The sequence below is a fragment of the Paucilactobacillus oligofermentans DSM 15707 = LMG 22743 genome (genome assembly GCF_001434315.1).
Lineage (GTDB): Bacteria > Bacillota > Bacilli > Lactobacillales > Lactobacillaceae > Paucilactobacillus > Paucilactobacillus oligofermentans.
Genome location: NZ_AZFE01000031.1, coordinates 606157 through 629958, shown reverse-complemented (window position 1 = coordinate 629958; position 23802 = coordinate 606157). Strand labels below are relative to the sequence as shown.

At 36.3% G+C, this 23802-nt stretch carries 22 protein-coding genes and 1 pseudogene; 16 read left to right on the top strand and 7 right to left on the bottom strand.

Annotated features, from left to right (window positions below; all coding sequences use genetic code 11):
* Positions 1-33 precede the first annotated feature (33 nt).
* From FC70_RS06600 to FC70_RS06585, 4 genes are all read left to right on the top strand, one after another.
* Positions 34-1968, top strand: coding sequence for an elongation factor G (locus FC70_RS06600; protein WP_057890202.1), 1935 nt, complete (start codon positions 34-36; stop codon positions 1966-1968).
* A 313-nt stretch (positions 1969-2281) separates the two neighbouring features.
* A complete protein-coding gene (locus tag FC70_RS06595) occupies positions 2282-3664 on the top strand; it encodes an Nramp family divalent metal transporter (protein WP_057890201.1) in 1383 nt (460 codons plus the stop codon).
* A gap of 13 nt (positions 3665-3677) precedes the next feature.
* Positions 3678-4139: a universal stress protein gene (locus FC70_RS06590; protein WP_057890200.1), complete on the top strand. Its 462-nt coding sequence runs from the start codon at positions 3678-3680 to the stop codon at positions 4137-4139.
* Positions 4140-4219: 80 nt separating this feature from the next.
* Positions 4220-4561 carry an MmcQ/YjbR family DNA-binding protein gene (locus tag FC70_RS06585; RefSeq protein WP_057890199.1) on the top strand — a complete coding sequence of 114 codons (342 nt, stop codon included), beginning with the start codon at positions 4220-4222 and terminating at the stop codon, positions 4559-4561.
* Positions 4562-4686: 125 nt separating this feature from the next.
* Here the strand turns inward: FC70_RS06585 and FC70_RS06580 are convergent, their stop codons facing one another.
* The 4 genes from FC70_RS06580 to FC70_RS09395 all read right to left on the bottom strand — a co-directional run bounded on the left by FC70_RS06580 (position 4687) and on the right by FC70_RS09395 (position 7518).
* The gene (locus tag FC70_RS06580; protein ID WP_057890198.1) at positions 4687-5190 is read right to left on the bottom strand and encodes a DUF2798 domain-containing protein; all 504 of its coding nucleotides are present in this window, start codon (positions 5188-5190) and stop codon (positions 4687-4689) included.
* 139 nt (positions 5191-5329) lie between these two features.
* Positions 5330-5809, bottom strand: coding sequence for a MarR family winged helix-turn-helix transcriptional regulator (locus FC70_RS06575; RefSeq protein ID WP_057890197.1), 480 nt, complete (start codon positions 5807-5809; stop codon positions 5330-5332).
* A gap of 68 nt (positions 5810-5877) precedes the next feature.
* The gene (locus tag FC70_RS06570; protein WP_083478664.1) at positions 5878-7209 is read right to left on the bottom strand and encodes an FAD-dependent oxidoreductase; all 1332 of its coding nucleotides are present in this window, start codon (positions 7207-7209) and stop codon (positions 5878-5880) included.
* 168 nt (positions 7210-7377) lie between these two features.
* Entirely contained in the window at positions 7378-7518 is a 141-nt protein-coding gene (locus tag FC70_RS09395) for a hypothetical protein (RefSeq protein WP_169787475.1), read from the bottom strand.
* A gap of 239 nt (positions 7519-7757) precedes the next feature.
* Between FC70_RS09395 and FC70_RS06565 the strand changes: the two genes are divergently transcribed.
* The 7 genes from FC70_RS06565 (at position 7758) to FC70_RS06535 (ending at position 14787) form a co-directional block, all read left to right on the top strand.
* Positions 7758-9551 carry a heavy metal translocating P-type ATPase gene (locus FC70_RS06565; protein WP_057890196.1) on the top strand — a complete coding sequence of 598 codons (1794 nt, stop codon included), beginning with the start codon at positions 7758-7760 and terminating at the stop codon, positions 9549-9551.
* Positions 9552-9648: 97 nt separating this feature from the next.
* Positions 9649-10320, top strand: a complete 672-nt coding sequence (locus tag FC70_RS06560; RefSeq protein WP_057890195.1) for a YoaK family protein — start codon at positions 9649-9651, stop codon at positions 10318-10320.
* A 113-nt stretch (positions 10321-10433) separates the two neighbouring features.
* Positions 10434-11369 carry a 2-dehydropantoate 2-reductase gene (locus FC70_RS06555; protein ID WP_057890194.1) on the top strand — a complete coding sequence of 312 codons (936 nt, stop codon included), beginning with the start codon at positions 10434-10436 and terminating at the stop codon, positions 11367-11369.
* An 85-nt stretch (positions 11370-11454) separates the two neighbouring features.
* Complete coding sequence (locus FC70_RS06550; RefSeq protein ID WP_057890193.1) at positions 11455-13338, top strand: heavy metal translocating P-type ATPase; 1884 nt, start codon at positions 11455-11457, stop codon at positions 13336-13338.
* A gap of 16 nt (positions 13339-13354) precedes the next feature.
* Positions 13355-13585 carry a heavy-metal-associated domain-containing protein gene (locus FC70_RS06545; protein ID WP_057890192.1) on the top strand — a complete coding sequence of 77 codons (231 nt, stop codon included), beginning with the start codon at positions 13355-13357 and terminating at the stop codon, positions 13583-13585.
* Positions 13585-14109 carry a hypothetical protein gene (locus FC70_RS06540; RefSeq protein ID WP_057890191.1) on the top strand — a complete coding sequence of 175 codons (525 nt, stop codon included), beginning with the start codon at positions 13585-13587 and terminating at the stop codon, positions 14107-14109. Before FC70_RS06545 ends, FC70_RS06540 begins: the two co-directional genes overlap by 1 nt.
* A gap of 15 nt (positions 14110-14124) precedes the next feature.
* Positions 14125-14787 carry a Crp/Fnr family transcriptional regulator gene (locus FC70_RS06535; RefSeq protein WP_057890190.1) on the top strand — a complete coding sequence of 221 codons (663 nt, stop codon included), beginning with the start codon at positions 14125-14127 and terminating at the stop codon, positions 14785-14787.
* A gap of 62 nt (positions 14788-14849) precedes the next feature.
* On the opposite strand, the gene FC70_RS06530 is transcribed toward FC70_RS06535, so the two are convergent.
* The gene (locus FC70_RS06530) at positions 14850-15500 is read right to left on the bottom strand and encodes an NAD(P)H-binding protein (protein WP_057890189.1); all 651 of its coding nucleotides are present in this window, start codon (positions 15498-15500) and stop codon (positions 14850-14852) included.
* Between the two features lie 268 nt (positions 15501-15768).
* Between FC70_RS06530 and FC70_RS06525 the strand changes: the two genes are divergently transcribed.
* The 5 genes and pseudogenes from FC70_RS06525 (at position 15769) to FC70_RS06505 (ending at position 21589) form a co-directional block, all read left to right on the top strand.
* Positions 15769-17505 (top strand): ABC transporter ATP-binding protein, encoded by a 1737-nt coding sequence (locus tag FC70_RS06525; protein WP_057890188.1) that lies wholly within the window; start codon positions 15769-15771, stop codon positions 17503-17505.
* A 494-nt stretch (positions 17506-17999) separates the two neighbouring features.
* A pseudogene (locus FC70_RS06520) lies at positions 18000-19607 on the top strand (ABC transporter ATP-binding protein); the annotation flags it as partial.
* Positions 19608-19800: 193 nt separating this feature from the next.
* Positions 19801-20175, top strand: a complete 375-nt coding sequence (locus FC70_RS06515; protein WP_057890186.1) for an ArsR/SmtB family transcription factor — start codon at positions 19801-19803, stop codon at positions 20173-20175.
* On the top strand, positions 20172-20789 hold the full coding sequence (locus tag FC70_RS06510; RefSeq protein WP_057890185.1) for a CadD family cadmium resistance transporter: 618 nt from the start codon (positions 20172-20174) through the stop codon (positions 20787-20789). The genes FC70_RS06515 and FC70_RS06510 overlap by 4 nt, the downstream gene beginning before the upstream one ends.
* Before the next feature lie 212 nt (positions 20790-21001).
* Entirely contained in the window at positions 21002-21589 is a 588-nt protein-coding gene (locus FC70_RS06505) for a TetR/AcrR family transcriptional regulator C-terminal domain-containing protein (protein ID WP_123827729.1), read from the top strand.
* Here FC70_RS06505 and FC70_RS06500 read toward each other — a convergent pair whose 3' ends face one another.
* Both FC70_RS06500 and FC70_RS06495 read right to left on the bottom strand, forming a co-directional pair.
* The gene (locus tag FC70_RS06500; protein WP_057890183.1) at positions 21590-22351 is read right to left on the bottom strand and encodes an SDR family oxidoreductase; all 762 of its coding nucleotides are present in this window, start codon (positions 22349-22351) and stop codon (positions 21590-21592) included.
* Positions 22352-22598: 247 nt separating this feature from the next.
* Positions 22599-23780 carry an MFS transporter gene (locus FC70_RS06495; RefSeq protein WP_057890182.1) on the bottom strand — a complete coding sequence of 394 codons (1182 nt, stop codon included), beginning with the start codon at positions 23778-23780 and terminating at the stop codon, positions 22599-22601.
* Positions 23781-23802 lie beyond the last annotated feature (22 nt).

Sequence of the window (23802 nt, the reverse complement as noted above, 5' to 3'; positions counted from 1 at the left end):
GTCGAAGATTTATTTTAAGGAGCGAAAGCCATCATGAAACAGATAGTCATTGGAACGGTTGCTCACGTTGATGCTGGTAAAACGACATTATCAGAAGCAATGTTATATCAGACCGGGGAAACACGCCAATTAGGCCGTGTGGATAAAGGCGATGCTTTTCTTGACCCTGATGTACTTGAAAAAAAGCGCGGAATTACAATTTCATCGCATCAAGCTAGTTTTAAGACTGAAGCAAGTGCGATAACGCTACTTGATACGCCGGGTCATGTGGACTTTTCGAATCAAACTGAACAAGTACTAGATGTATTGGATTACGCAATTTTAGTGATTTCGGCGACTGATGGGGTCCAAAGTAATACACGAACTTTATGGCGCTTACTGAAGCAATATCAGATTCCGACGTTTATTTTTGTCAATAAAATGGATGCTAATGGTACCGATAAAAATCAAGTTTTAAGCGATTTAAAGGTGAGTTTGTCACAAGGGTGTATTGAGTTTAATACCACAAATTTAGCTTCAAGTTATGATGAAATTGCGTTGTATAATGATAATATGTTTGATAAATATATGGAAACTGGCGAACTTGCGGATCAAGATATTCAACAAATGATTAATCAGCGCGAAGTTTTTCCAGTATATTTTGGGTCTGCTCTAAAATTAGATGGAGTTAACGACTTCATGTCTGGACTAGATCGGTGGTGTGTTGAGAAAAAAGTGCCTAATGATTTTAAAGCGCGAGTATTCAAAATATCGCATGATGATCAAGGTGAGCGATTGACTTGGGTCAGAGTAATGGGTGGTACTTTAAAAAACAAGGCTGTCTTAATTGATGGTCAAAAAGCTAATCAGCTTCGAATTTATAACGGGGCTAAGTTTTCGATTAGTCAAGAAGTTAACGCGGGTGGCGTTTGCGCCATTACCGGGTTGACGGCTACTTATCCGGGTCAGGGCCTTGGTATGGCAGAAAATAGTCAGCCGTTAACAATGCAACCTGTCTTAAATTACGCGTTAAATTTAAATGGGAATGATGTCAAAGACTGTTTATTTGCATTACGACAACTTGAGGATGAAAACCCACAACTACACGTAGCTTGGTCGACACATTTACAAGAGATTCATATTCAAATTATGGGTGAAGTGCAATTAGAAATCTTACAACAAAACTTGCTAAATCAGTATCAATTGAATGTAAGTTTTGGTGAAAGTAGTATTTTATATAAAGAAACGATTACTAAAAAGGTGGAGGCGGTTGGCCATTTTGAGCCCTTACGTCATTATGCGGAGGTCCACCTGTTAATGGAACCAGCAAAATTAGGCAGTGGAATTACCTTTGATACAAATTGTAGTGTTGATTTCCTGGGTAATAATTTCCAGCAACAAGTGATGACCAGTCTCCGTGCTAAAGAACATCTAGGTGTATTAACTGGCTTTCCAATTACTGATATGAAAATTACGTTAATTAGTGGTCGAGCTAGTATTAAACACTCGGTTGGTGGCGATTTTAGAGAAGCTACTTGGCGAGCAGTTCGCCAAGGATTAATGATGCTAAAATCATCTACTGATTTACAATTATTGGAACCATGGTATCAATTTAGATTGGAAATTGAGCAATCTCATGTTGGTCGAGCAATGAATGATGTCCAAATGATGAATGGATTATTAGACAATTCCGGAATGACTATCGAGGGTGGAATGACTGTATTGACGGGGACTGCCCCCGTTGCTGAAATGAGAGAATATGCTCAAATAGTTAATAACTATACGCATGGTCAAGGTCAATTTGAATGCTCGTTTGCGGGATATCGTCCGTGCCATAATACTGACGATGTATTAGCTAAGCTTGAATATGATCCAGTGGCAGATCTTGAAAATACACCAGATTCTGTTTTTTGTGCTCATGGTGCAGGTTATCCGGTTAAGTGGAGTGATGTTCCCGCAGCAGCACATGTTGATTATATTAATATTTAAAATTAAATCGATTTTAATCGATTTTTTTTGACGTTCAATTTATATGATGCTTTAATGAACCTAAAGCTGATAATCCTTTCAAATTTAAGCTAAATTAAAAAGAATTTTAGGGTTGCCAAAACTTTTGATAGCATATATAATGTTTAACGGATGGTGAACTAGTCCATGGTTAAATGAAAGTCATAAGCTTTCAACTGATGTTGTCGGTTGGACGAAAATCTTTATGAAATTTATTTAGCTGTTTTGACAAGTTAATATAGTATTTAGAAATCTGTATTCGTCCATCAAATCTATGGTGGTAGGAGGTTTTGTCATGTCAGACGAAACGAAGAAAAAAGGTGTGAGTAAACTTGATGCAGAAAGCTCAAGTTTAGGTGATGTAAATGGTTCAATTTCTGCACCAAAAGACGGATCATTTTGGCGTAAGTTATTAGCATTTTCAGGACCAGGTGCATTGGTAGCGGTTGGTTATATGGATCCAGGTAACTGGGTAACTTCCGTTAAAGGTGGGGCAACTTACCAATATACTTTGCTATCGGTTGTATTAATATCATCATTAATTGCAATGATGCTTCAATATATGGCTGGTAAGCTTGGTATGGTTAAGCACGAAGATTTAGCACAAGCAACCCGAGCTAGAACCAATAAATCGGGTGGAATTGTTTTATGGGTAATTTCAGAGCTTGCCTTGATGGCAACGGATATTGCTGAAGTTATTGGGGGTGCAATTGCACTTCATTTATTATTTGGCTGGTCGATGATTGCATCAGTTTTGACCACAGCTCTAGATGTATTATTGCTATTATTGTTAATGAGATTTGGTTTTAGAAAAATTGAAGCCATTGTTGTGACTTTGATTTTGACAATTTTAATTATTTTTAGTTATCTAGTAATCTCTGCTTCACCAGAAGTTGCAGCTATCTTTGGTGGCTATTTACCGCAACTTCAAGCAGTAAGCACTAAAGGGATTCATGGTGCTGATTCACCATTGTTGATGTCATTAGGAATTATTGGGGCAACCGTAATGCCTCATAATTTATATTTGCACTCTTCAATTTCTCAAACACGAAAAGTAAATCGTGATGATAAGCAAGAATTAAGAGAAGCCGTTCGTTTTATGACGTGGGATTCAAATATTCAGTTATCATTAGCATTTGTAATCAACTCAATGTTGTTAGTTTTAGGAGCTGCAATGTTCTTTGGACATGGCGATTCAGTTGGAACTTTCAGTGCAATGTATAATGCCTTGGGCAGTAAATCGATTGCTGGTGCAGTAGCATCACCAATTTTATCAACATTATTTGCTGTTGCTTTGTTAGCTTCAGGTCAAAATTCAACCATTACTGGAACCTTAACTGGTGAAGTTATTATGAACGGGTTCTTACGACTTCAAATTCCAATGTGGTTACAACGCTTAATTACTCGTGGATTTGCTTTGATTCCGGTTGTATTTTTCACGCTATTATATGGTGGGAATGAAGCTAAATTAGATCAACTATTAGTTTATTCACAGGTTTTTTTATCAGTTGCCTTACCATTTGCAATGGCACCATTGATTGTGTTTACTAGCTCAAAGAAAATCATGGGTGAATTTGCCAATTCAAGATGGATGACGATTGTTGCCTGGATTGTTTTCACGGTCTTAACACTACTTAACTTACAACTAGTCTTTGAAATTATTGGCAGTGTATTATAGGAGGATGACTAAGATGACACACGAATTATCATTAAATATTGAACCTAAACATTTTAAAACGGTATTAGTCGGGGTTGATGAGTCAGAGCAAGGATATGTTGCTTTAGCAAATGCAATTCATCAAGCTAATGAAGATAATGCCAAATTAGTAATTGCTTCAATTCTTGAACTAGGTGATTTATCAACTTTTGATGCAATGAGTATTCCGGTTATCCGAGACAAAGAAGCAAAACTGCAAATTAATTTAGACCGATATAAAGAGTACGCAATTTCAAAAGGTGTTGTGAAAGTTGAAACGATTGTTGGTAATGGTAGTAAAGCTGGTTCAGTATTAGTACAGGATTTAATACCTGAAACTAATGCGGACTTAATTATTATTGGTGCCCATTCGAAAGATGGATTCTTAGATTATCTTGGATCACAAGCGGTTTATGTGGCAAGAAATGCTAAAATTTCATCGATGATTGCGCGTTAAAATTAAATGTTTCATGTGAAACAAAAAGCCACATTATTGTGGCTTTTTTTGTATAATTAAAATTAATTAGGGGAGATATTATGAATCAACGTGAATTAATTGATTTAGTGTTAAATCAAACGGTAGCATACGAAGATTATCCATTTAGTAATGGTAAACAAACCAGTTCATCATTAGCAGCGGTAATTAGGCATACTAGTAATCATAAAACGATTGCGATTATTTTAGAAAAAGACCAGCAGTTGTTACTTAATTTAAAATTGACTCCGGAGCACGTTGCCGAAGTAATTCAAACGCGAGGAGTAATTCCGGGATATCATATGAATAAAACTCATTGGGTTAGTGTACAAATTAACGAAACAGACGTTACTAGTAAAGAACTAGCTAACATGATTAGTGAAAGTGACGAGTTAACTAAGTAAGATTGTAAATAGTATCTCAGTGAGAATTTCGACGATTGTCGGGCTTTTTTGGTACTAAAATTGCAGCAAAAAAGCAGCCATATAACATGGCTGCTGATAATATTTTATTTAAAAAATAGAATGATTTATGCTTCGTTAGCGTTAGAAACAGTCTTTGGAGCAGTATGAATCCAAGACATAACAGTTCTAGCGATTGGTTGGGCAACGAATGCTTCAATGATTAAGGCAATTGTAAAGTTACGAGGCCATTTAATAAAGAAATGGATAATTGGATCCATTGAAATGGCACCAGAACCAACCCAAGTACCGATAATAGTCATACATACTGACATCAAGAAGACGTTACAGATTGTATTAACTAGCATTGTGGCTTCAAAGCTATTTTGTTGATCACGTAAGAATTTACCGGCTAAAAATTGAGCGGGTTTCTGGGTTAAAAATACTAAAGCAACAATAAATACCCATAAAACTGGAATCTTATGAATTAATTGTGCCCAGTGATCAAAAGAGAAGCCGATTTCAAAACCGGTGATAATTGGAGCGATGATGTTGACGGAGATAATTGAAATCACTGCGATAAATAACAGTGTTTCTTTAAATGATTGTGGTAAACGTTGTTGAAATTTCAAAAAATTAGAACCTACCTTTCAAATTCACTAGAACGAAAAAAATCAGCACAGGGAATATTATTCCCTGTGCTGAACATTTATACGCACACGTGTTATATATATCTTAACATTATTTTTCAGAAAATTTCTAGTACAAATTTTAATTTTTTGGTTTAAAGTTAATAAAATTATCAAGAAAGTTAGCGATAACCCGTTGATCAGCCAATGATAAGTCATTTAAAATCTGCTTTCGAAAATCACTTTCTAGTTTTTGATGCATTTGATCATGGGCCATTGCCAAAGTTGATCCTTGCTCAGTAAGTTGATAATATATTTTTTTACGATCATTAGTTGGTTGTGAAGTGGTAATTAGTTGATATTCTAATAGTTTTTTAGCGGCCCGGGTAATGCCACCACGAGTCGAATTGAGAATTTTAGATAGTTCCATACCCGTTAAAGGCTTTTCCTCAAGTGCAGATAAGATATGCAAACTCAGGATAGAGAGATTATCGACAACTTCTTGTAAATGCTGGTCGACTAACTCAAGGGCCATTTTACGATGTTCTTCAACGATATCTTGTTTGTGTTCACGAATTTGATGTAATTGACTAGTGATTTCTGAATAGTAATCTTGTGTCATGTGATAACCTCAATTTTGACTTAATAATCATATTATAATCAATTTTAGGGTGTTCTGCTGATTAGTTTTTAATTTAATGCCTTAATTGCAGCTACGTTCATAATATTCCAGAGATTTGTTAAACCTGGTTGGAAAAATAAATCAGCGTCAGCTAGCTGATTAACGGTCATTTTCATTTGAATCGCAATTGAAATCGCGTTAATTTGCTGTGTTTCGTTAACCGCTGACATAATTTCAGCCCCTAAAATGGTCATTGAGTCGGGCGCGTAAAATAATTTGAAGCGGACTTTATGTTCAGGTTCCCTTGAAAAACCGGGCATGATATTACTTTGTTCCACATACACTGATTTAATATCTATGGAATTTTTTTGTGCCGTTAAGGTATTTAACCCCGTACTAGCAAAATATTCACCAAAGATCGATAAACCACTAGAGCCTTGAACTCCGTGAAGTGGGGTCGTTGCTTCAACTAAATTACGCACCGCAACCCGAGCCTGGCGTTCGGCATTTGAAGCAAGTGAGATATTCAGTTTAGTATTCGTTGGGTTGTATAAAATTTCCGTTGAATCACCAATCGCAAAAATATCAGCATCACTAGTTTTTGAATAATTATCAGTGCTAATAAAGCCGCGTGAGTTAATTTTAATGGCATTATTTATCCATGCTGTATTAGGCTGAGTACCTGCTGCAACTAGGACAAAATCAGCCGGGAATGTACCATGGTCAGTTTCAATGGCAGATACTTGCTGGTTATCGTCAGCGATAAAAGCGGAAACCTTAGTATCACCAATGAAATTAATCTTTTTTTCTTGTAAGTGAGTTGATAAAACATCAGTTAATTCGCTATCTAAATATGTTGCTAGTGGTCGACTATTCGTATCAATAATGGTGACATTTTTACCCATTTGACTGAGTAAATTAGTAGCCATCATACCAATATAACCACCACCGATGACCACGACATTTTTTGTAGTTTCTTTTTTGATAGCCACTTTTAAATCATGTTGGTGACCATGACGCAAGTTGGCAATGCCGGAAAAATGATTACCAGGAATTGGTAATATGGTGGCATGTGATCCGGTAGCGATAATTAATTTATCATAGCCAAAGGTTTCAGTGTCATCAGATTGATGGTTTTTGAAGGTAACTTGATGGTTATTTGGATCTAAATTTATTGCCTCAAAGTTACTGTGAAGCTGGATGTTATTTGAAATTAATTCTTGATCAGACATCTGGTTAACGGTTGGATTAGTAACCTCACCGCGTTGTTTAGACCAGTTAATGCTTTCTTGAATTGCTGCTAAATCAAACCAATCAATTTTGGCAGTGGGTAAGGTTTCGTGAATTGCTTCCGCTGTTTCATAGCCAGCGTGTGAGGCACCAATAATCATTATTTTCATGTTAAAGACTTCTTTCTAAATTAAGTATTTTGTTGACGGTCAACATAATAATCCTGATTTAGTTGCTTGTCAACAAAAAACTAAAAATAAATAGCTTGTTTAACATTTAAACGCAAAAACACACCCACAAATAGTAGGTGTGTTTTTTATGGAGCCGGTTAGCTCGTCTTAGTTTTCGGCGGTTAGTTTAGCGGCTTCTTTATCCAATTCTGCGAATCCAGAGCCCTTTTTGACTTGTGGATGTTTAGCGCGTTCTTGGGTGGCTTTTTCGATCAAAGCTTTACGTTCTTCCTTGCTGAGTTTTGCCATTAGAATCACCTCTTTAGTAGAGTGTGACAAAAGTTGGGTTAGCCTCTCCATTGGAAAAGAAAAGTGACGGCTTTTGAAGCACTTTGAGGAAATGAAATTTTCACTTCCTAGCATTATAATAGTTCCGATTCGAATTAATATCAAATTTATTTAACAATTTAGCTCAGCATCTTGCTTGTACAAGTCGAAGATACCGCTTACAATTGACTTAAACAAAACATTCACAACGGGAGGTCGCTATGAAAAAATTAATTCAATATCGAAGGCTAGTTGCCGTGGGGTTAGTTGGTTTGATGGCATTAATTTTGGAATTTGGCTTACGGTTACCAAGTGTGGCCCAAATTATCGTGACGTTGCTTGGGTCCGTGATTACGATTTTAATGGTTGTCGATATGATTAAAGTTATTCGGTCAGGTAATTTTGGGGTTGATTTATTGGCAATTACCGCAATTGTGGCGACACTAGCAATTGGTGAATATTGGGCAGCGTTAATTGTCTTATTAATGTTAGTTGGTGGCGACGCCCTAGAAGATTATGCTGCCTCAAAAGCGAATGCTGATTTACGAGCCTTATTGGAAAAAGCTCCGCGAAAGGCACATTTAATTAACCAAAATCAAGAACTAACCGATGTTGAAATGGATGCGGTTAAAATCGGTGATTACGTATTGGTTAAACCCGGAGAAGTGGTACCAATTGACGGGCACGTGGTTGCTGGGTCCTCATTAGTTGATGAGGCATCAATCACTGGTGAGTCAAAACCAATTGAAAAACTAATCGATGATGAAATTTTATCAGGTGTAGTCAACGGTGAATCAGCCCTAACGATTGTTGCTGATAAGATTGCTGCTGAAAGTCAATATCAAGGAATTATTAAACTTGTTAAGCAGGCTGAATCACATCCGGCACATTTTGTGCGAATGGCCGATCAATATGCGATTCCATTTACCATTTTAGCGTATTTGATTGCGGGTATTGCTTGGTACCTATCTGGTGATCCAGTTCGCTTCGCAGAGGTTTTAGTAGTAGCTTCGCCATGTCCACTAATCTTAGCGGCACCAATTGCTTTAGTGGCCGGGATGAGTAAAGCCAGCGTTAGTGGTGTGATTGTTAAATCAGGGACAACCCTTGAAAAATTAGCGAAACTTAAAACGATTGCGTTTGATAAAACTGGTACGATTACGCAGGGAAATTTACAAATTAAAGCGGTTTTACCAATTAATGGTGTTGACGAAAAAAAACTATTATTTTTAACTGCGGCGGTTGAACAGCATTCAAATCACATTTTGGCACAATCGGTAGTCGAGGCGGTTACGGATGAATTACCAATGGTAACTGAGATGAAAGAAATTCCAGGTAAAGGGATTCAAGGCGTGGTGAATGGCCAGTTAGTTCAAGCCGGGAATTCCAAATTGGTTGCTAATCAACAGGTTGCTCAAGTTCATGATACGGCAATTTATGTCGCGGCTGATGGTCAGTATCTGGGCTGTATCACGTTTGCTGATGAAGTTCGTCCAGAAGCCGCAACAACGATGACTAAATTGAAAAATATTGGTGTTAAAAACCTAGTCATGATTTCTGGTGATCGCCAGACAATTGCCGAAAAAATTGCGAAAATGGTCGGAATTGATCAAGTCTTTGCGGAACGATTACCAAGTGAAAAAATTGCAGTGTTAAATGAAATCCCAACAACACAACACCCATTAGCGATGGTCGGCGATGGGGTCAATGATGCACCATCGTTAGTAATCGCTGATGTTGGAATTGCGATGGGTAAAGGTGGGGCAACCGCCGCTAGTGAATCTGCAGATGCAGTGATTTTAAATGATGATTTATCAAAAATTCCAGAAGTGATTCAAATTTCAAAGTATACAATGAAGATTGCTCGTCAAGCAGTTTTAATTGGGATTTTAATTTGTACAATTTTAATGTTAATTGCCAGTTTCGGGGTGATTCCAGTAATTTTTGGTGCTTTGTTACAAGAACTAGTTGATACGGTAACCATTTTGTATGCTTTACGTGCTAAAGGAAATTAAAAACTTATGATTTAAGATGACTTACGCTGTGAAATGCGTAGGTCTATTTATTTGTGGTAAATTAGTATTATCAATTTTTAAAATGAGGACTTAAATAATGGAAAAAAATACAACAATTAAAAATTACGAATTACAAGAAATTGCGATTGGCTTAACTTTTGTCGGTGGCTTTATCGATGCCTATACCTTTATTCAACGCGGTGGGGTAATGGCGGCTGGTCAAACTGGAAATGTCATTTTTATTATGAGCGATTTGGTTGATGGCCGTTTTAGCAGTGCGTTTATTAAAATAATGACGATGGTTGCCTTTATGTTAGGAATTGCGGTCACTAATGTAATGAATTATAAATTACAACCAACCAAGTTCCATTGGCGTGTCATACCACTAGTTTTAGAGATTGTGGTTTGCTTAATCGTAGGACTAATTCCGACAGTGGCATCTAATTTATTGGTAACTCCACCATTGGCTTTTGTGATGGCGATGCAAATATCAGCTTTTACGCATATTGATGGGCATACTTATAATAGTACTTTCACAACGGGGAATATTCGCAATATGGTTAATGGATTCACGCGCGGAATAATTGCCAATAGTGTGGATGATATGCATAAAGGAACGACTTATTCGAAAGTGGTAGTCAGCTTTGTTGTGGGGGCATTAGTGTCCGCATTAATTCAAAAAGTGGTAACAGTCAGGTCGATTTGGATTGCTGCGGGAATCTTAACCGTAATTTTGGCATACTATTGGTTAGTTGTTAAAAAGCGCTAATTCTGTTTCACGTGAAACACAAGACAAAATAAATCAGTTGTAATCAAAATTGACCCTATTTGTTTGATTTCATGATATTCTAACAAGAGAAAATAAAACGGAGGAATTAACTTATGAAAATTGCAATTGCAGGTGCTGGTGCTTTAGGAAGTCGATTTGGATATATGCTTCATCAAGCAGGAAATGAAGTTATTTTAATTGATAATTGGGTTGATCATATCCAAGCAATCCGTGAACATGGGTTGAAAATGACCATTGATGCGGAGACGTTTACGGCAGAAATTCCAATTATTACACCGCAAGAAATTACGAGTGATCAAACAGTTGATTTAGTAATTGTATTTACAAAAGCAATGCAACTTGATCAAATGATTCAAGATATTAAACCAATTATGAACGATGATACCGACATTTTATGTCTATTAAATGGGATTGGCCATGAAGATATTATTGCTAAGTATATTGATGCTAAAAATATCTTTATTGGCAATACCATGTGGACGGCTAGTTTGGTTGGACCAGGTCATTCGAAATCATTTGGTTCCGGTAGTATTAACTTACAAAACTTGGGTGAAGGACAAGAAATCGAAGCCAAAAAAATCGCAGCTTGCTTGTCAGAAGCTGGATTAAATGCGCGGTTTACCGACAATGTCCATGCAACAATTTATTTGAAAGCCTGTGTTAATGGAACGATGAATGGTTTATGTACGATCTTAGATGTTGATATGGCAACCTTTGGTGAAACCAATCAGGCGCATGAAATTGTAACCACAATTGTTAAAGAATTTGCCGCCGTAGCAGCCCACGAAAACATCGAACTAAATGTAGATGATGCGGTGGCTTTCATTGAAAAATGTTATGATCGCCAAACAATTGGTGATCATTATCCATCAATGCATCAAGATTTAATTAGAAATCATCGGATGACTGAAATTGACTATATTAATGGGGCGATTTCACGTAAAGGCCAAAAATATGGGGTCGCAACTCCTTACTGTGATTTTTTGACGCAACTAATTCATGTTAAAGAAAATATTGTTTTAAAATAGTTTGATTTCTTGATAGACATCAATTCTTTCTGAGTTCTTTTACCTTACGATATGGGTATGAATTTAAGAAAGGATTGGTGTCTTTATGCGTTTTATTACAAAATATAAAAATATTTTTGCTTTGATTAATGGACTGCTATTGATTTTGGCTGGAATTTTTAAGCTCATTAATCTCAATATCGGAACGGAATGGGCGTTGATTATTGCGGGAATTGTCGGGGTGGTCCCAATTGGAATGCAAGCAATTTCGGCCCTGAAAATTAAGGTCATTAGTATTGATGTATTGGTTACGATTGCTGTCATTGGAGCGATATTAATCAATGAACCGGTTGAAGCAGCTGTAGTGACCTTTTTATTTTTGTTTGGTAATTATTTAGAACAAAAAACGTTAGCTAAAACGAGATCAGCAATTAAAGAATTAGCTAAAATCACCCCCAAAACTGCCTTGAAAATCGTTGATCAGCAACCACAAATAGTTGAGATTGATGAGGTTGAAATTGGTGATCAAATTCAAGTTAATGCGGGGATGCAAGCACCGGTTGATGGTGAAATTTTATATGGTGATGGTTATTTTAATGAATCTGCTGTGACGGGTGAATCGAAATTTATGAATAAGTCAATTGGCGACAGCGTTTTTGCGGGAACCAGCTTAGAAAATGGATCTGTAATTGTAAAAACTGGGCGAGTTGGTGAAGATACGGTCTTTGGAAAAATTGTCGAATTAGTTGAAGACGCTCAAGACGATAAATCTACGCAAGAACAGTTTATTGACCATTTTTCGAAGTACTACACGCCCATAATTTTGTTGCTAGCGATTGTGGTTGGATTGATTACACGAAACCTGCAGTTAGCAATTACGATTTTGGTCTTGGGTTGTCCGGGAGCCTTAGTGATCGGTGTACCAGTCTCGAATGTAGCTGGGATTGGTCGTGGAGCGAAACAAGGCGTACTAATCAAGGGTGGGCAAGTCATGTCCACGTTTAAAAAAGTTGATACGATGATTTTTGATAAAACCGGAACTTTAACGGTGGGACGACCAGCAGTAACGACGGTCGTTAACTTTAATGGTGAACAAAAAGTGGCGCTTGAGATGGTGGCTGCAGTTGAACAAAAAGTTAGTCATCCATTAGCCGATGCGATTGTTAAATTTGTGGCCCCCACCACCGATTTCATGGTCAATGAACTCATGGTAATTAAAGGTCGTGGGGTCGCAGCCAACGTAAATAAAGTTAAAGTGTTAATTGGTAATCAAGCAATGATGCGTGAACAACAAATTAATGTTTCTGAAGTAATGGAAAAACAATTAGATAATCTGAGTCAGAATAATCAAACGGTGGTAATAGTCGCAATTGATGGTGTGGTGCGCTTAATTATTGGGATTAAAGATGTGATTCGACCTGAAGTGGCTGAGTCACTAATTAAATTAAGAAAATTAGGGATTAAACGGATGGTAATGTTGACCGGTGATACCCAAATTAGTGGTGAAATTATTGCAAAAGAAGCTAGGATTGACGAAATTCACGGTAATTTATTACCGGCTGATAAAGCTGAGTTTATTAAGCAACTTCAAGCTAATGGTCATAAGGTTGCATTTGTTGGGGATGGCATTAATGATAGTCCATCGTTAAAAATCGCAGAGATTGGAATTGCGATGGGTAATGGAACCGATGTTGCGATTGAGACGTCAGACGTCGTATTACTCAAGTCTGATTTTGGCAAGTTAGTGGAATCCTATCGTTTATCTCAACGAACGGTCCGTAATATGTATGAAAACATCGGAATTGCATTAGGGACCGTGTTATTACTATTTATTGGCTTGTGGTTAGGCTTTATTTACATGGCAAGCGGCATGTTGATTCATGAAATTAGTATTTTAATCGTCGTTGTCAACGCCATGCGGTTACTATCAGTTTCTAAAAACTTGACGGATATCAATTATTTATCAACCAAAATTAAGTACAATAAATAAAAAGAAGGTTATTAAGATGAAAAAAGTAATTTTAAAACTGGATGAACTATCATGTCCATCATGTATGGTTAAAATTAATAAAGCCGTTGCTGAAATACCCGGTGTGACCAATTCAAAAGTGTTGTTTAATGCTAGTAAAGTGAAATTAGATTTAAATGAGCAACAAAATAGTGCGCAAACAGTTGCAAAAGTAGTCGAAGATTTAGGTTACCAAGTGTTAGAGATTAAAGAAAAGGAGCTAATTTAATGAGTACAAAAGAACAATACCAACAAGAACAAATTCAAAGTGAAATTGACCATCATAGTCCCACCGCTGGAGCGATGACGACCCATGTAATTTCTAATTTAATGGTTCAACGAATTAAATTATTTCAAGCTAAATATTTTTTACGCGGGGCAAGTAGTTATGATTTTAAAAATGAAGTTAATCTCTTGATTTGGGATTTAGATAGTATTTTTGATGATTTAAATCAGACGATGATTGAAGAAGGCGAAGCAATTCCGACGACGATTAACGAGTTTAATGAATTCAAAATGTTAGAGGAACAACCGGAATTTAAATTTGAAGATGCTGAAACAATTATTAGTTCGGTGATTATGGATTTTAGAACCCAATTGTTATTTGTAACGAAAGCAATTACGTTAGCCGACCTAGAAACCAAATATGCGCTGAAAAATGTATTAGTTAAGTTGTATGATCGACTTAAGAGTGGCATCTTTAACTTGCAAGCAATTTTAGGCTATGAAGTTAGGGAAGATGAAGAAGAGTAAATAGGAGGTGATCAGATGCCGAAAAAAGACCATTTATGTGTCACGCTAGTGCCGTTGTTTGATGAATTGGATCATGATAATCAGCAGCAAATTAATGACTTAGTCTCTCATCGTGTGCTGAACAAAGGTGAATTAATTATTAATCCCAGTGAAGAAGCACAATTAGTTATTGTTGCCCGGGGAAATTTAAAAATATATCAATTATCATCTAATGGGCACGAACAACTAATGCGAATTGCTGAACCAGGAGATTATGAAGGTGAAAATTCACTATTAGGTGCCCAAAATGATAGTGTTTACGGTGAGGCACTACAAAAGACCGAAGTTTGTATTTTGAGGTATTCTGATTTCCATGAGTTACTCAAGCAACGACCGGAGTTAGCGTTAAAGTTATTATCGATTAATGCTGAAAAAATGAAACAAATGGAACAACAATCAAAATTTTTGATGATGGAAAAAGTTGAAGAACGCTTAGCAAATTATTTATTAACTCTAAATAAAGTAGCTAAAAATGATAGTGTGGTTATTCCAATTAAGTTAAAGGACTTAGCAACCTTTATTGGAACCACCCCAGAAACATTATCTCGTAAATTAAAATTACTCGAACAAAAGAAAATTATTAAAAAGAATCATAAACAAATCCGAATTTTAGATGTTGATGCACTGGAAGACGTGTGACAAGCCACGTCACAACATGAATTAAAAATAGCGACTATCATTAATGATAGTCGCTATTTATTTTAGTATTTAATCGGTTCGTCGCCATCGGTATTGGGCTTGTTTACTCCAATTGAGCGGCCTTGATAGGGTTCGGGTTGATTGATAATTTTAGCAATTAAAACACCAACGCTACGACGTGAAACAACGGTACCCTTGAATGTATCCTCACGCTCAGTGAGTTCATAATCAAGATCATTATTATCAGTTAACCAGGCTGGGCGAATAATGGTGTAGTTTATACCAGCTTGTTCGATTAGCTTAGCGGCTTTGGTATACGTAGATAAGTAACTTTGTTCACCACCATTGCCAAGGGCGTGATGGTTAAACTCATTAAACTTGGTAGGCAATTCATCATAGATGCCAAGGGTTGATACCCAAATCAATTGTTGTACGGAAGTTGATTTGATTGCGCTGATTACATTTTGTGCAAGGGGAACGATATCACGACTACCAAGGTTTGAATAAACAATATCGATATCTTTCATCGCAGTAGTTAATAAATTAAGATCATTAACATCGCCAACCACAATTTTGACTTTATTTTGTAGCGTTTCGGGGACCTTATTAGCATCTCTAACCAGTAAGGTAACTTTATTATTAGTAGTTAATAAATCTTGAATGGCAAACTGAGCAATCCGACCATTACCACCTAAAATTAATACATTTTTCATTTTGCAGACTTCCTTTCGTATATTACATACTAGTGATAAACCATGTTCAAGTGATAGGTCAAGGCAAACCACTTGAGGATAGTAAACGACCTCTTAATGAGTTTTGGTTTACTTGTTTCTCTTATTATGTTGTAATAAGACTTGCGAAAAAGGCGTTCAAAACGGTAAAGATTGGGAGAATAAGCAAAATTTTGGCCGACGTGAGTGGATATCCCAACGTTGGTGTCGTTTGTGTGCGTACGATTATATGTTTCAGGAGGAAAGTTAAATGGTTTTTAAAGCGATTGGTAAGTATAAATTACTGGTCTTTGCAGCACTCGTCACCATGATTATTCAGGTGGCAGCAGCGCTCTGGCAACCGCAATATTTAAAAAATATCATGAAAGTAATGGTGGATACAACACTTTCAACCAATGGTAAGGTTGACCAAATTAGTTCCTATGGGTTTGGTTTGATTGCAATTGCAGTGATGGGGTTAATTGGTTCGGTTTTAAATACAATTGCCGCTGCTAAAATTGCACAATCCGTATCAGCTGACATTCGTGAATCAACTTTTAGAAAAATCCAAAGCTTTTCATATGAAGATGTGGAAAAATTTAGTGCGTCTAACTTAGTTGTTCGAATGACGAATGATTTGAATCAAGTTCAGATGCTATTAATGATGGTATTCCAAGTCTTAATTAGAGTGCCAATGCTCTTTGTGGGAGCCTTTGTGCTGTCAATTATGACCATGCCACAATTATGGTGGATTATTATTTTGATGGTGGTTTTAATTGTTGTAGTCACGGCTTTTTCCATGAAAGCAATGGGACCTCACTTTATGGCGTTCCAAACCTTAATGGATAAAATTAATGGGATTGCCAAAGATAATTTGCGGGGCTCACGAGTTGTGAAGTCCTTCGTGCAAGAAAAAAACCAAATTAGTAAATTTGATAAAGAATCTGATGAATTGTTTGGTCATAATTTAGCGGTTGGGTATATCTTTTCAACGATGATCCCTGCATTTACGATTATTTCTCAATTAGCCGTCTTTGGGGCCGTCTTATTTATTTCAACTTATATTACAGACTCAGTTTCAGTAGCTACTGACCAATTGGGTGGAATCATGTCATTTATCCAATATATGATGCAAATTATGTTCGCAATCATTATGGGTGGCATGATGTCAATGTTTGCATCACGTGGCTTTGTCTCTGCTGGCCGGATCCAGGAAGTACTTGCGACTGAACCATCGATGAAATATGACGATGTACCAGATGAAAAATTAACTGGTTCGATTAAGTTTGATGATGTTTCGTTTGCTTACCCTCATGATGAGGACATGACTTTAAAAAATATTAGTTTCGAAATTAAAGACGGTGAAATGGTTGGGATTGTTGGTGCCACTGGTTCAGGTAAGTCAACCTTAGCTCAATTAATTCCACGCCTATTTGATCCCAATGAAGGAACAATTACCATTGGTGGCAAAGATTTGAAGCATGTTTCGCAAAATAGCTTAAAGCAATCAATTTCAATTGTTTTACAAAAAGCTATTTTATTTTCAGGAACGATTGAGGATAATTTAAAACAAGGAAAAACTGATGCGACCGAAGCTGACTTGAATCGAGCCGCTAAAATTGCTCAGGCGGCTGAATTTATTGATCGCTTGCCGGATCGATATGATGCTGAAGTTGAAGAACGGGGAAATAACTTCTCTGGTGGTCAAAAGCAACGGTTATCGATTACACGTGGAGTAATTAAAAATCCTAATATCTTAATTTTAGATGATTCAACATCGGCATTAGATGCACGTTCTGAAAAGCTGGTTCAAGAAGCCCTTAATCAAGAACTTAAAGGCACGACTACCATTATTATTGCGCAAAAAATTTCATCGGTAGTTCATGCGGACAAGATTCTGGTGCTTGATGAAGGTCAACTAGTTGCCCAAGGAACCCATCATGAATTAGTTCAGAGTTCTGAAGTTTACCAACAAATTTATGACACCCAAAAGGCACAGGAGGACTAGAGAATATGACTGATACATTACGAGCAATTAAGTTCTTCTATTTGTATTTAAAAAAATATAAATTCTCGTTCCTCTTAATTGCCATCTTTATTGTGGTAGCAACCTTTTTACAAGTGAAATCACCTGCCATTTTAGGGGATGCCATTACTAATTTAAGTACTTACGTTACAGATTTTTTTACCCATCAACATTCAGCTGATGCAATTAAAGCATTGAAGAAGATTGCTGGTGGAGCAGCTTCATCACAAGATGCATTGCAACAAATTGCGCAACAAATGTCAGCTTCAACGGGACATGCAATTAGTTGGAAATCGTTAACCGATGCGAATGTACCGCAACAATTAATTTCAACCTTACCGCAAGGAACAACGATTCATAGCTTGCAACAGATGGCTTCAATGCCAACTAATTGGAAATCATTGACTGATGGTAACGTTGCACAAAGCGTGTTATCTAGTTTGCCATCGGGGACCTCGATTCACAGCTTACATCAAGCGGCAGTTTCGGTTTCGCCGAATAAAAATGATTTCTTTGCCGCCATGTGGAAATTACTCGCATTCTATGTCATGACTGGGGTTGCGCAATTAATTTATACGTTATTGTTTACAAGAATCATTGCTCATTCAACTAATCGGATGCGTAAAGGTTTGTTTGCTAAAATCGAACGCTTAACCATTTCATATTTTGATTCACATGCTGATGGTGAAATTTTAGCTCGTTTTACTTCCGATTTAGATAATATTCAAAATACTTTAAATCAAGCAGCGGTCAGTGTGGCTTCAAACTTTGCCCTATTTATTGGGATCGTAATTATGATTTTCCATGAGAATGTTAGTTTGGCTTGGGTCACGGTTTCAACGACGCCGGTGGCGATTTTTGCTGCCATAATTATTATTATTCAGGCGAAAAAGTATACTGACCGGCAACAACAAGAAGTTGGTGAGTTAAATGCTTATATGGATGAAAAAATTTCGGGCCAAAAAGCTATCATTGTTGAAGGTCAACAACAAGTGGCGATTGACGGATTTGTTAAGCAAAATGAAAAAGTCCAAAAATCAACGTTTGCTGCGCAAACTTGGTCAGGGATGATTTTCCCAATTATGAATGGTTTTTCACTCTTAACCACTGCGTTAGTTATTTTCATGGGAACTAAAATTGCCTTGCAAGATAGTTCATTATCGACCGCAGCTGCCTTAGGATTGATTGTGACCTTTATTCAATATGCACAACAATATTACAATCCTATTATGCAAATTTCATCATCATTTGGTCAATTACAATTAGCTGTAACTGGGGCTACTCGTTTGAATGTCTTGTTTGATGAAAAAGAAGAGGTTCGTCCTGAAAAGGGTAAACAATTCGGTGAAATGACCACGGGAATTCAAATTGAGCACGTTGATTTCGGTTATGTACCCAATAAACCAATCTTAAAAGATGTCAATATTGATGTTGAAAAGGGTCAAATGGTGGCATTAGTTGGACCCACTGGTTCGGGTAAAACGACTGTGATGAATTTAATGAATCGCTTTTATGATGTTGATTCAGGTGTGATTAAATATGATGGGACTGATATTCGTGAATTTGATTTAGATAGTTTACGCTCAAAAGTCGGAATTGTCTTACAAGAATCTGTGTTATTTACGGGAACAATTGCTGACAATATTCGCTTTGGAAAGCCAGATGCCACTGATGAAGAAATCATTGAAGTTACTAAGATGACGCATATTCATGACTTCATTATGTCGCTACCAGAGCAATATAATACCCAAGTTGATGATAGTGAATCTGCCTTTTCAGTTGGTCAGAAGCAACAAGTTTCAATTGCTCGGACTATTTTGAGTGATCCTGAAATTATTATTTTGGATGAAGCCACTTCAAATGTAGATACTGTGACTGAACAACAAATTCAATGGGCAATGGATGCGGCGATTAAAGGCAGGACTTCATTTGTAATTGCTCATCGATTAAAAACGATTTTAAATGCCGATAAGATTGTTGTATTAAAAGATGGTCAAGTGATTGAAGAAGGTAACCATCATGAGTTGGTTGCTGAAAATGGCTTTTATGCTGAACTTTATCATAATCAATTTGTGTTTGAATAAAAGAGTTCGAACTAAACCAGTTAATAATTGAACTCTAACTAAAAATATCGCTAATCCTGAACTTGGATTGGCGATATTTTTAGATTTTAATAATGCAAAGATATATTTCCTAGGTAATTATTTTAAAAAAGTAATCGACTATCAAACTATTACATGTTATAGTGTAATAGTTGAAAAGAAAGGAAATTTTAAAATGACATATGAAAATTGTTGTCCCGAAAAACCTACGTTAGCTGAACGCGATTTAATTAATGAAAATCAAGCTGTGGCAGTGGTGTCACTGTTTAAAGTTTTGTCAAATGATACAAGGCTAAAAATATTACATGCATTAGTCAGAGAACCTAACTTATCTGTTGGGGATATTGCGACTTTATTGCAAATGAAAGTTCAGGCAGTTTCAAATCAATTGCAAATGTTAGTCAATCAAAATATCATCAAACCAAATCGAGATGGTAATTTTATTAAATATCAAATTGTTGATGACTGTACCGCAATCTTGCTTGAACGTGCTTGGTGCCTAGCTGAAGATACAGGTAAAATTGCCATTTCTAGCGAGGTTGCTCAGTGATTGAATTAATTTTAACTGATATTGTTATCTATACTTCGACGGCAATTGATTTAGTTGTGATACTGATGCTCTTGTTTTCTAAATATCGCTCAGATAAGCATCGTCGACAAATATATATTGGCCAATTTTTAGGATCATATACCTTAATTGCAATTAGTGTGTTCTTTGCATTTGTTTTACACTATGTACCGGCTAAATGGATGCTTGGATTTTTAGGAATCATTCCTATTATCTTTGGGCTGAAATACATTTTTGGTGATGAAGATGAGGCCAGTGAGGTCAGCCAAAAGATTGAAGATCGGCAGGATAAAAATCTTATTACAACGGTTGCATTAATTACGGTGGCGTCTTGTGGGGCTGATAATATTGGATTATTTGTACCTTATTTTGTTTCACTAACTATGAGTCAAATAATTGTTACAATAGTTGTTTTCACGATTTGTATCTATTTACTGGTTTGGATTGGTGATAAATCATCACAAGTTAGTTTTGTTAAAACTTTTCTAGCTAAGTTTGGTGATTGGATTATGGCGATTATTTATATTGGCTTGGGAATTATGATAATTTTGCAAAGTGGTACGATTAATTATCTTGTTAAATTGATATTCCACTAATAAACCAGCTAATTAAATTTTCATGATGACTTTGATGGAATATATCATAATTCATGATTAAGAAGTGGACAATACTCTAACTCGTTTAACCTTGATGGTAGGTAAAATCATGCAATGAACGCAAGGATTAAATATTTTGAAGAAAAAATGTTGATTTTAGAAGAGCAGGAAAAGTTTTAGTGATTAATAATGAATTTCGATTGGGGAAAATCATGCAAAAACGACAGATGTATGCAGATACACAAAACAAAATTATTGAGACTACTCTGATATTAATGAAATCAAAACCCATTAGTACAATCAAAGTTACTGAGATTGTGAGAATGGCAAAAATTAATCGAACAACATTTTATTTACATTTTCAGGATGTGCCAGCGTTAATTGAATATATTGAAAATACATTAATTGATGAATTAATTGAATGTTTTAAAAGTGTGCCAAATAATTGGATTCAAATTTATAGTCAGGAGCAAGAAGAACGGTTTTATTTAAAATTTGCACAAATTATTGAAACTAATTTCTCCATGTATCAGCGATTAATGGGGTCAAATGGCGATGCAAAATTTATTTTATTGGTAAGACAACGACTATCTGATTATATTGCTCCAACAATCATTACGACTAATGATGATTTGAACATTTCTAGTGATATCTTGCATGAATTAATTCTTAGTGGATTGTTAGATGTTTTACAGTATTGGATTCAAAAAGACCCCAGTTTAACCCCACAAAAAATCGCAAGACTATTATTAGTCTCACGACATGTTTCACCCAATCAGAGAGTTAAAAGAAAGCAATAACTATTTGTAAATAACACCACCATCAACGACGTATGCTTGACCAGTAATGTAATCCGCTTTGTCACTGGCTAAAAATGAAACTAAATTAGAAATATCTTGAGGAGTAGCTGGCCGTTGTAGGGCAATTCTTTGTGATCCACGAGCAATTTCTTCTTCGACAGTGGTCCCATTTTGTTGAGCATATTGATTGAGAATGTTTTCCATCATAGGAGTCATCACGTATCCGGGACAATATGCATTAACTGTAATATTGTCTGCACCAAATTCTTTAGCAGCACCTTGGGTCAGTGAACGGACCGCAAATTTTGTGGCAGAATATCCAGCATGTTTTTCAGCGACTGAATACGCTCCAATTGATGCAGCATTAATAATCTTTCCTTTGGAGTTTTGTTGCTTAAATTGAGCCGCCGCTGCTTGCATTCCAAATAAAACGCCTTTTACATTTACGTTCCATAATTGATCAAAATCAGTTTCACTCATTTCTGCCACGGTAACTTCCTTAGTGATACCGGCATTATTAACAATGACATCCAGTTGACCAAGATCTGCTACCACATGTTGAACGACATCAAATACTTGTTGTTTGTTTTCTACGTGTAATTCGTATCCTTTGGCATTGGGAATAGTTTGAGCAACCTCATTTGCACTTTCTTGAGTTAGCCCAGTAACGGCTACTTTAAAGCCATCTTCGGATAATTGTTTTGCGATACTTAAGCCAATACCCATGGTGGAACCAGTAACCATTGCAACTTTTTTATTCATAATTACTTACCCCTTTTGTTATTTATTTCACAACCAGCATAATTTGGTTATCAATAAGTTTCAATCAGCAGTTACTAGTAAAGTGTCGAAGATGGTAATCATCATGAGTTGGTTGCTGAAAATGGCTTTTATGCTGAACTTTATCATAATCAATTTGTGTTTGAATAAAATAAAAGAGCTAACAACCTTGGTTGTTAGCTCTTTTGCCATAAATTGGGGAATAAATATGGGTTTGGTGGATTAAGTTTTATTCGATAGTTTGACTGTGGTCGACGGGTTTAACTTTAAATAGATAAACTAGTAAGCCAAAGATTACTATCAGTGCCATAGCGCCGAATAACCAGCGATAACCTAAACTAGGCTCTAGTAATCCTAATAAGTAAGGTCCGAGACCTAGACTTAAATCAAAGAAAATAAAATAAGTTGAGGTTGCTTGTGATAGACGGGTAATCGGAACGCATTTAGCTACTACCGTTTGGGCAGTTGACTGGAAGTTTCCAAAGCCGAGACCGATTAAAAAGGCAGATAACATTAATGCAATGCCACTATGAGCAGTTGCAAGAATGATTAAACCTACCATTTCAATAATCGCTGCGGGGATAACAATCCAATTTGCACCATGACGATCGACAATCCGACCGGTTAGTGGTCGTGATAGTAAGATGGCAACGGCATATACTAGGAAAAAGTAACTAGCATAAACGCTTAGTTCAATAGCGGTTGTATAAAAGCTCATATAAGCTTGAATGGCAGCGTAACTTAATCCAACGATGAAAATTACCATGGCAATTGGTAAAGCTTTAGGTTCAACGAAATCACGGATATTTACGCGACTATGAGTATCAGTAAAGTGAAATGCAATACTTTTACGATTGACCATGAAGGTTAAGCCAAGAGCGATAAGGGATAGAATAATTTCAGAAGCAAACAATAAATTATAACCAAAATTATTTTGTAGCAATAGTCCAAGAAAAGGACCGATGGCAGTAGCTAAAATTGTACTTAAACTGAAAAAGCCAATTCCTTCACCAGTTCGATTTTTGGGGAATAGCAGTACAACAGCAGTGTTAGTCACTGTGCTAATTAAACCAATCGCAAGTCCTTGAAATAAACGAACAATTAAAAGCATACCCACACCCGTTAGAACTTGATATAATAAAGTTGTTGGAACTAGTAAAATTCCACCAACAATCATTAATATTTTATTATCAAAATGATGGGTTAACCAACCGGAACTAAAGCGGGCAATTAAAATGCCAATCACTGTGACACCAACAATTAACCCGGAAATACTGGTTGCAGTGTGAAATTTTGTTAATGCATATGGTCCAATCGTCACCATTAAACTATAGTAACTAATCATGACGAATAAATTAACTGCTGCGAGTAACCAAAAATCGCGACTGAATAATGATTCTTTACTTTTCAAATTAAATCTCCCTTTTCTCCCG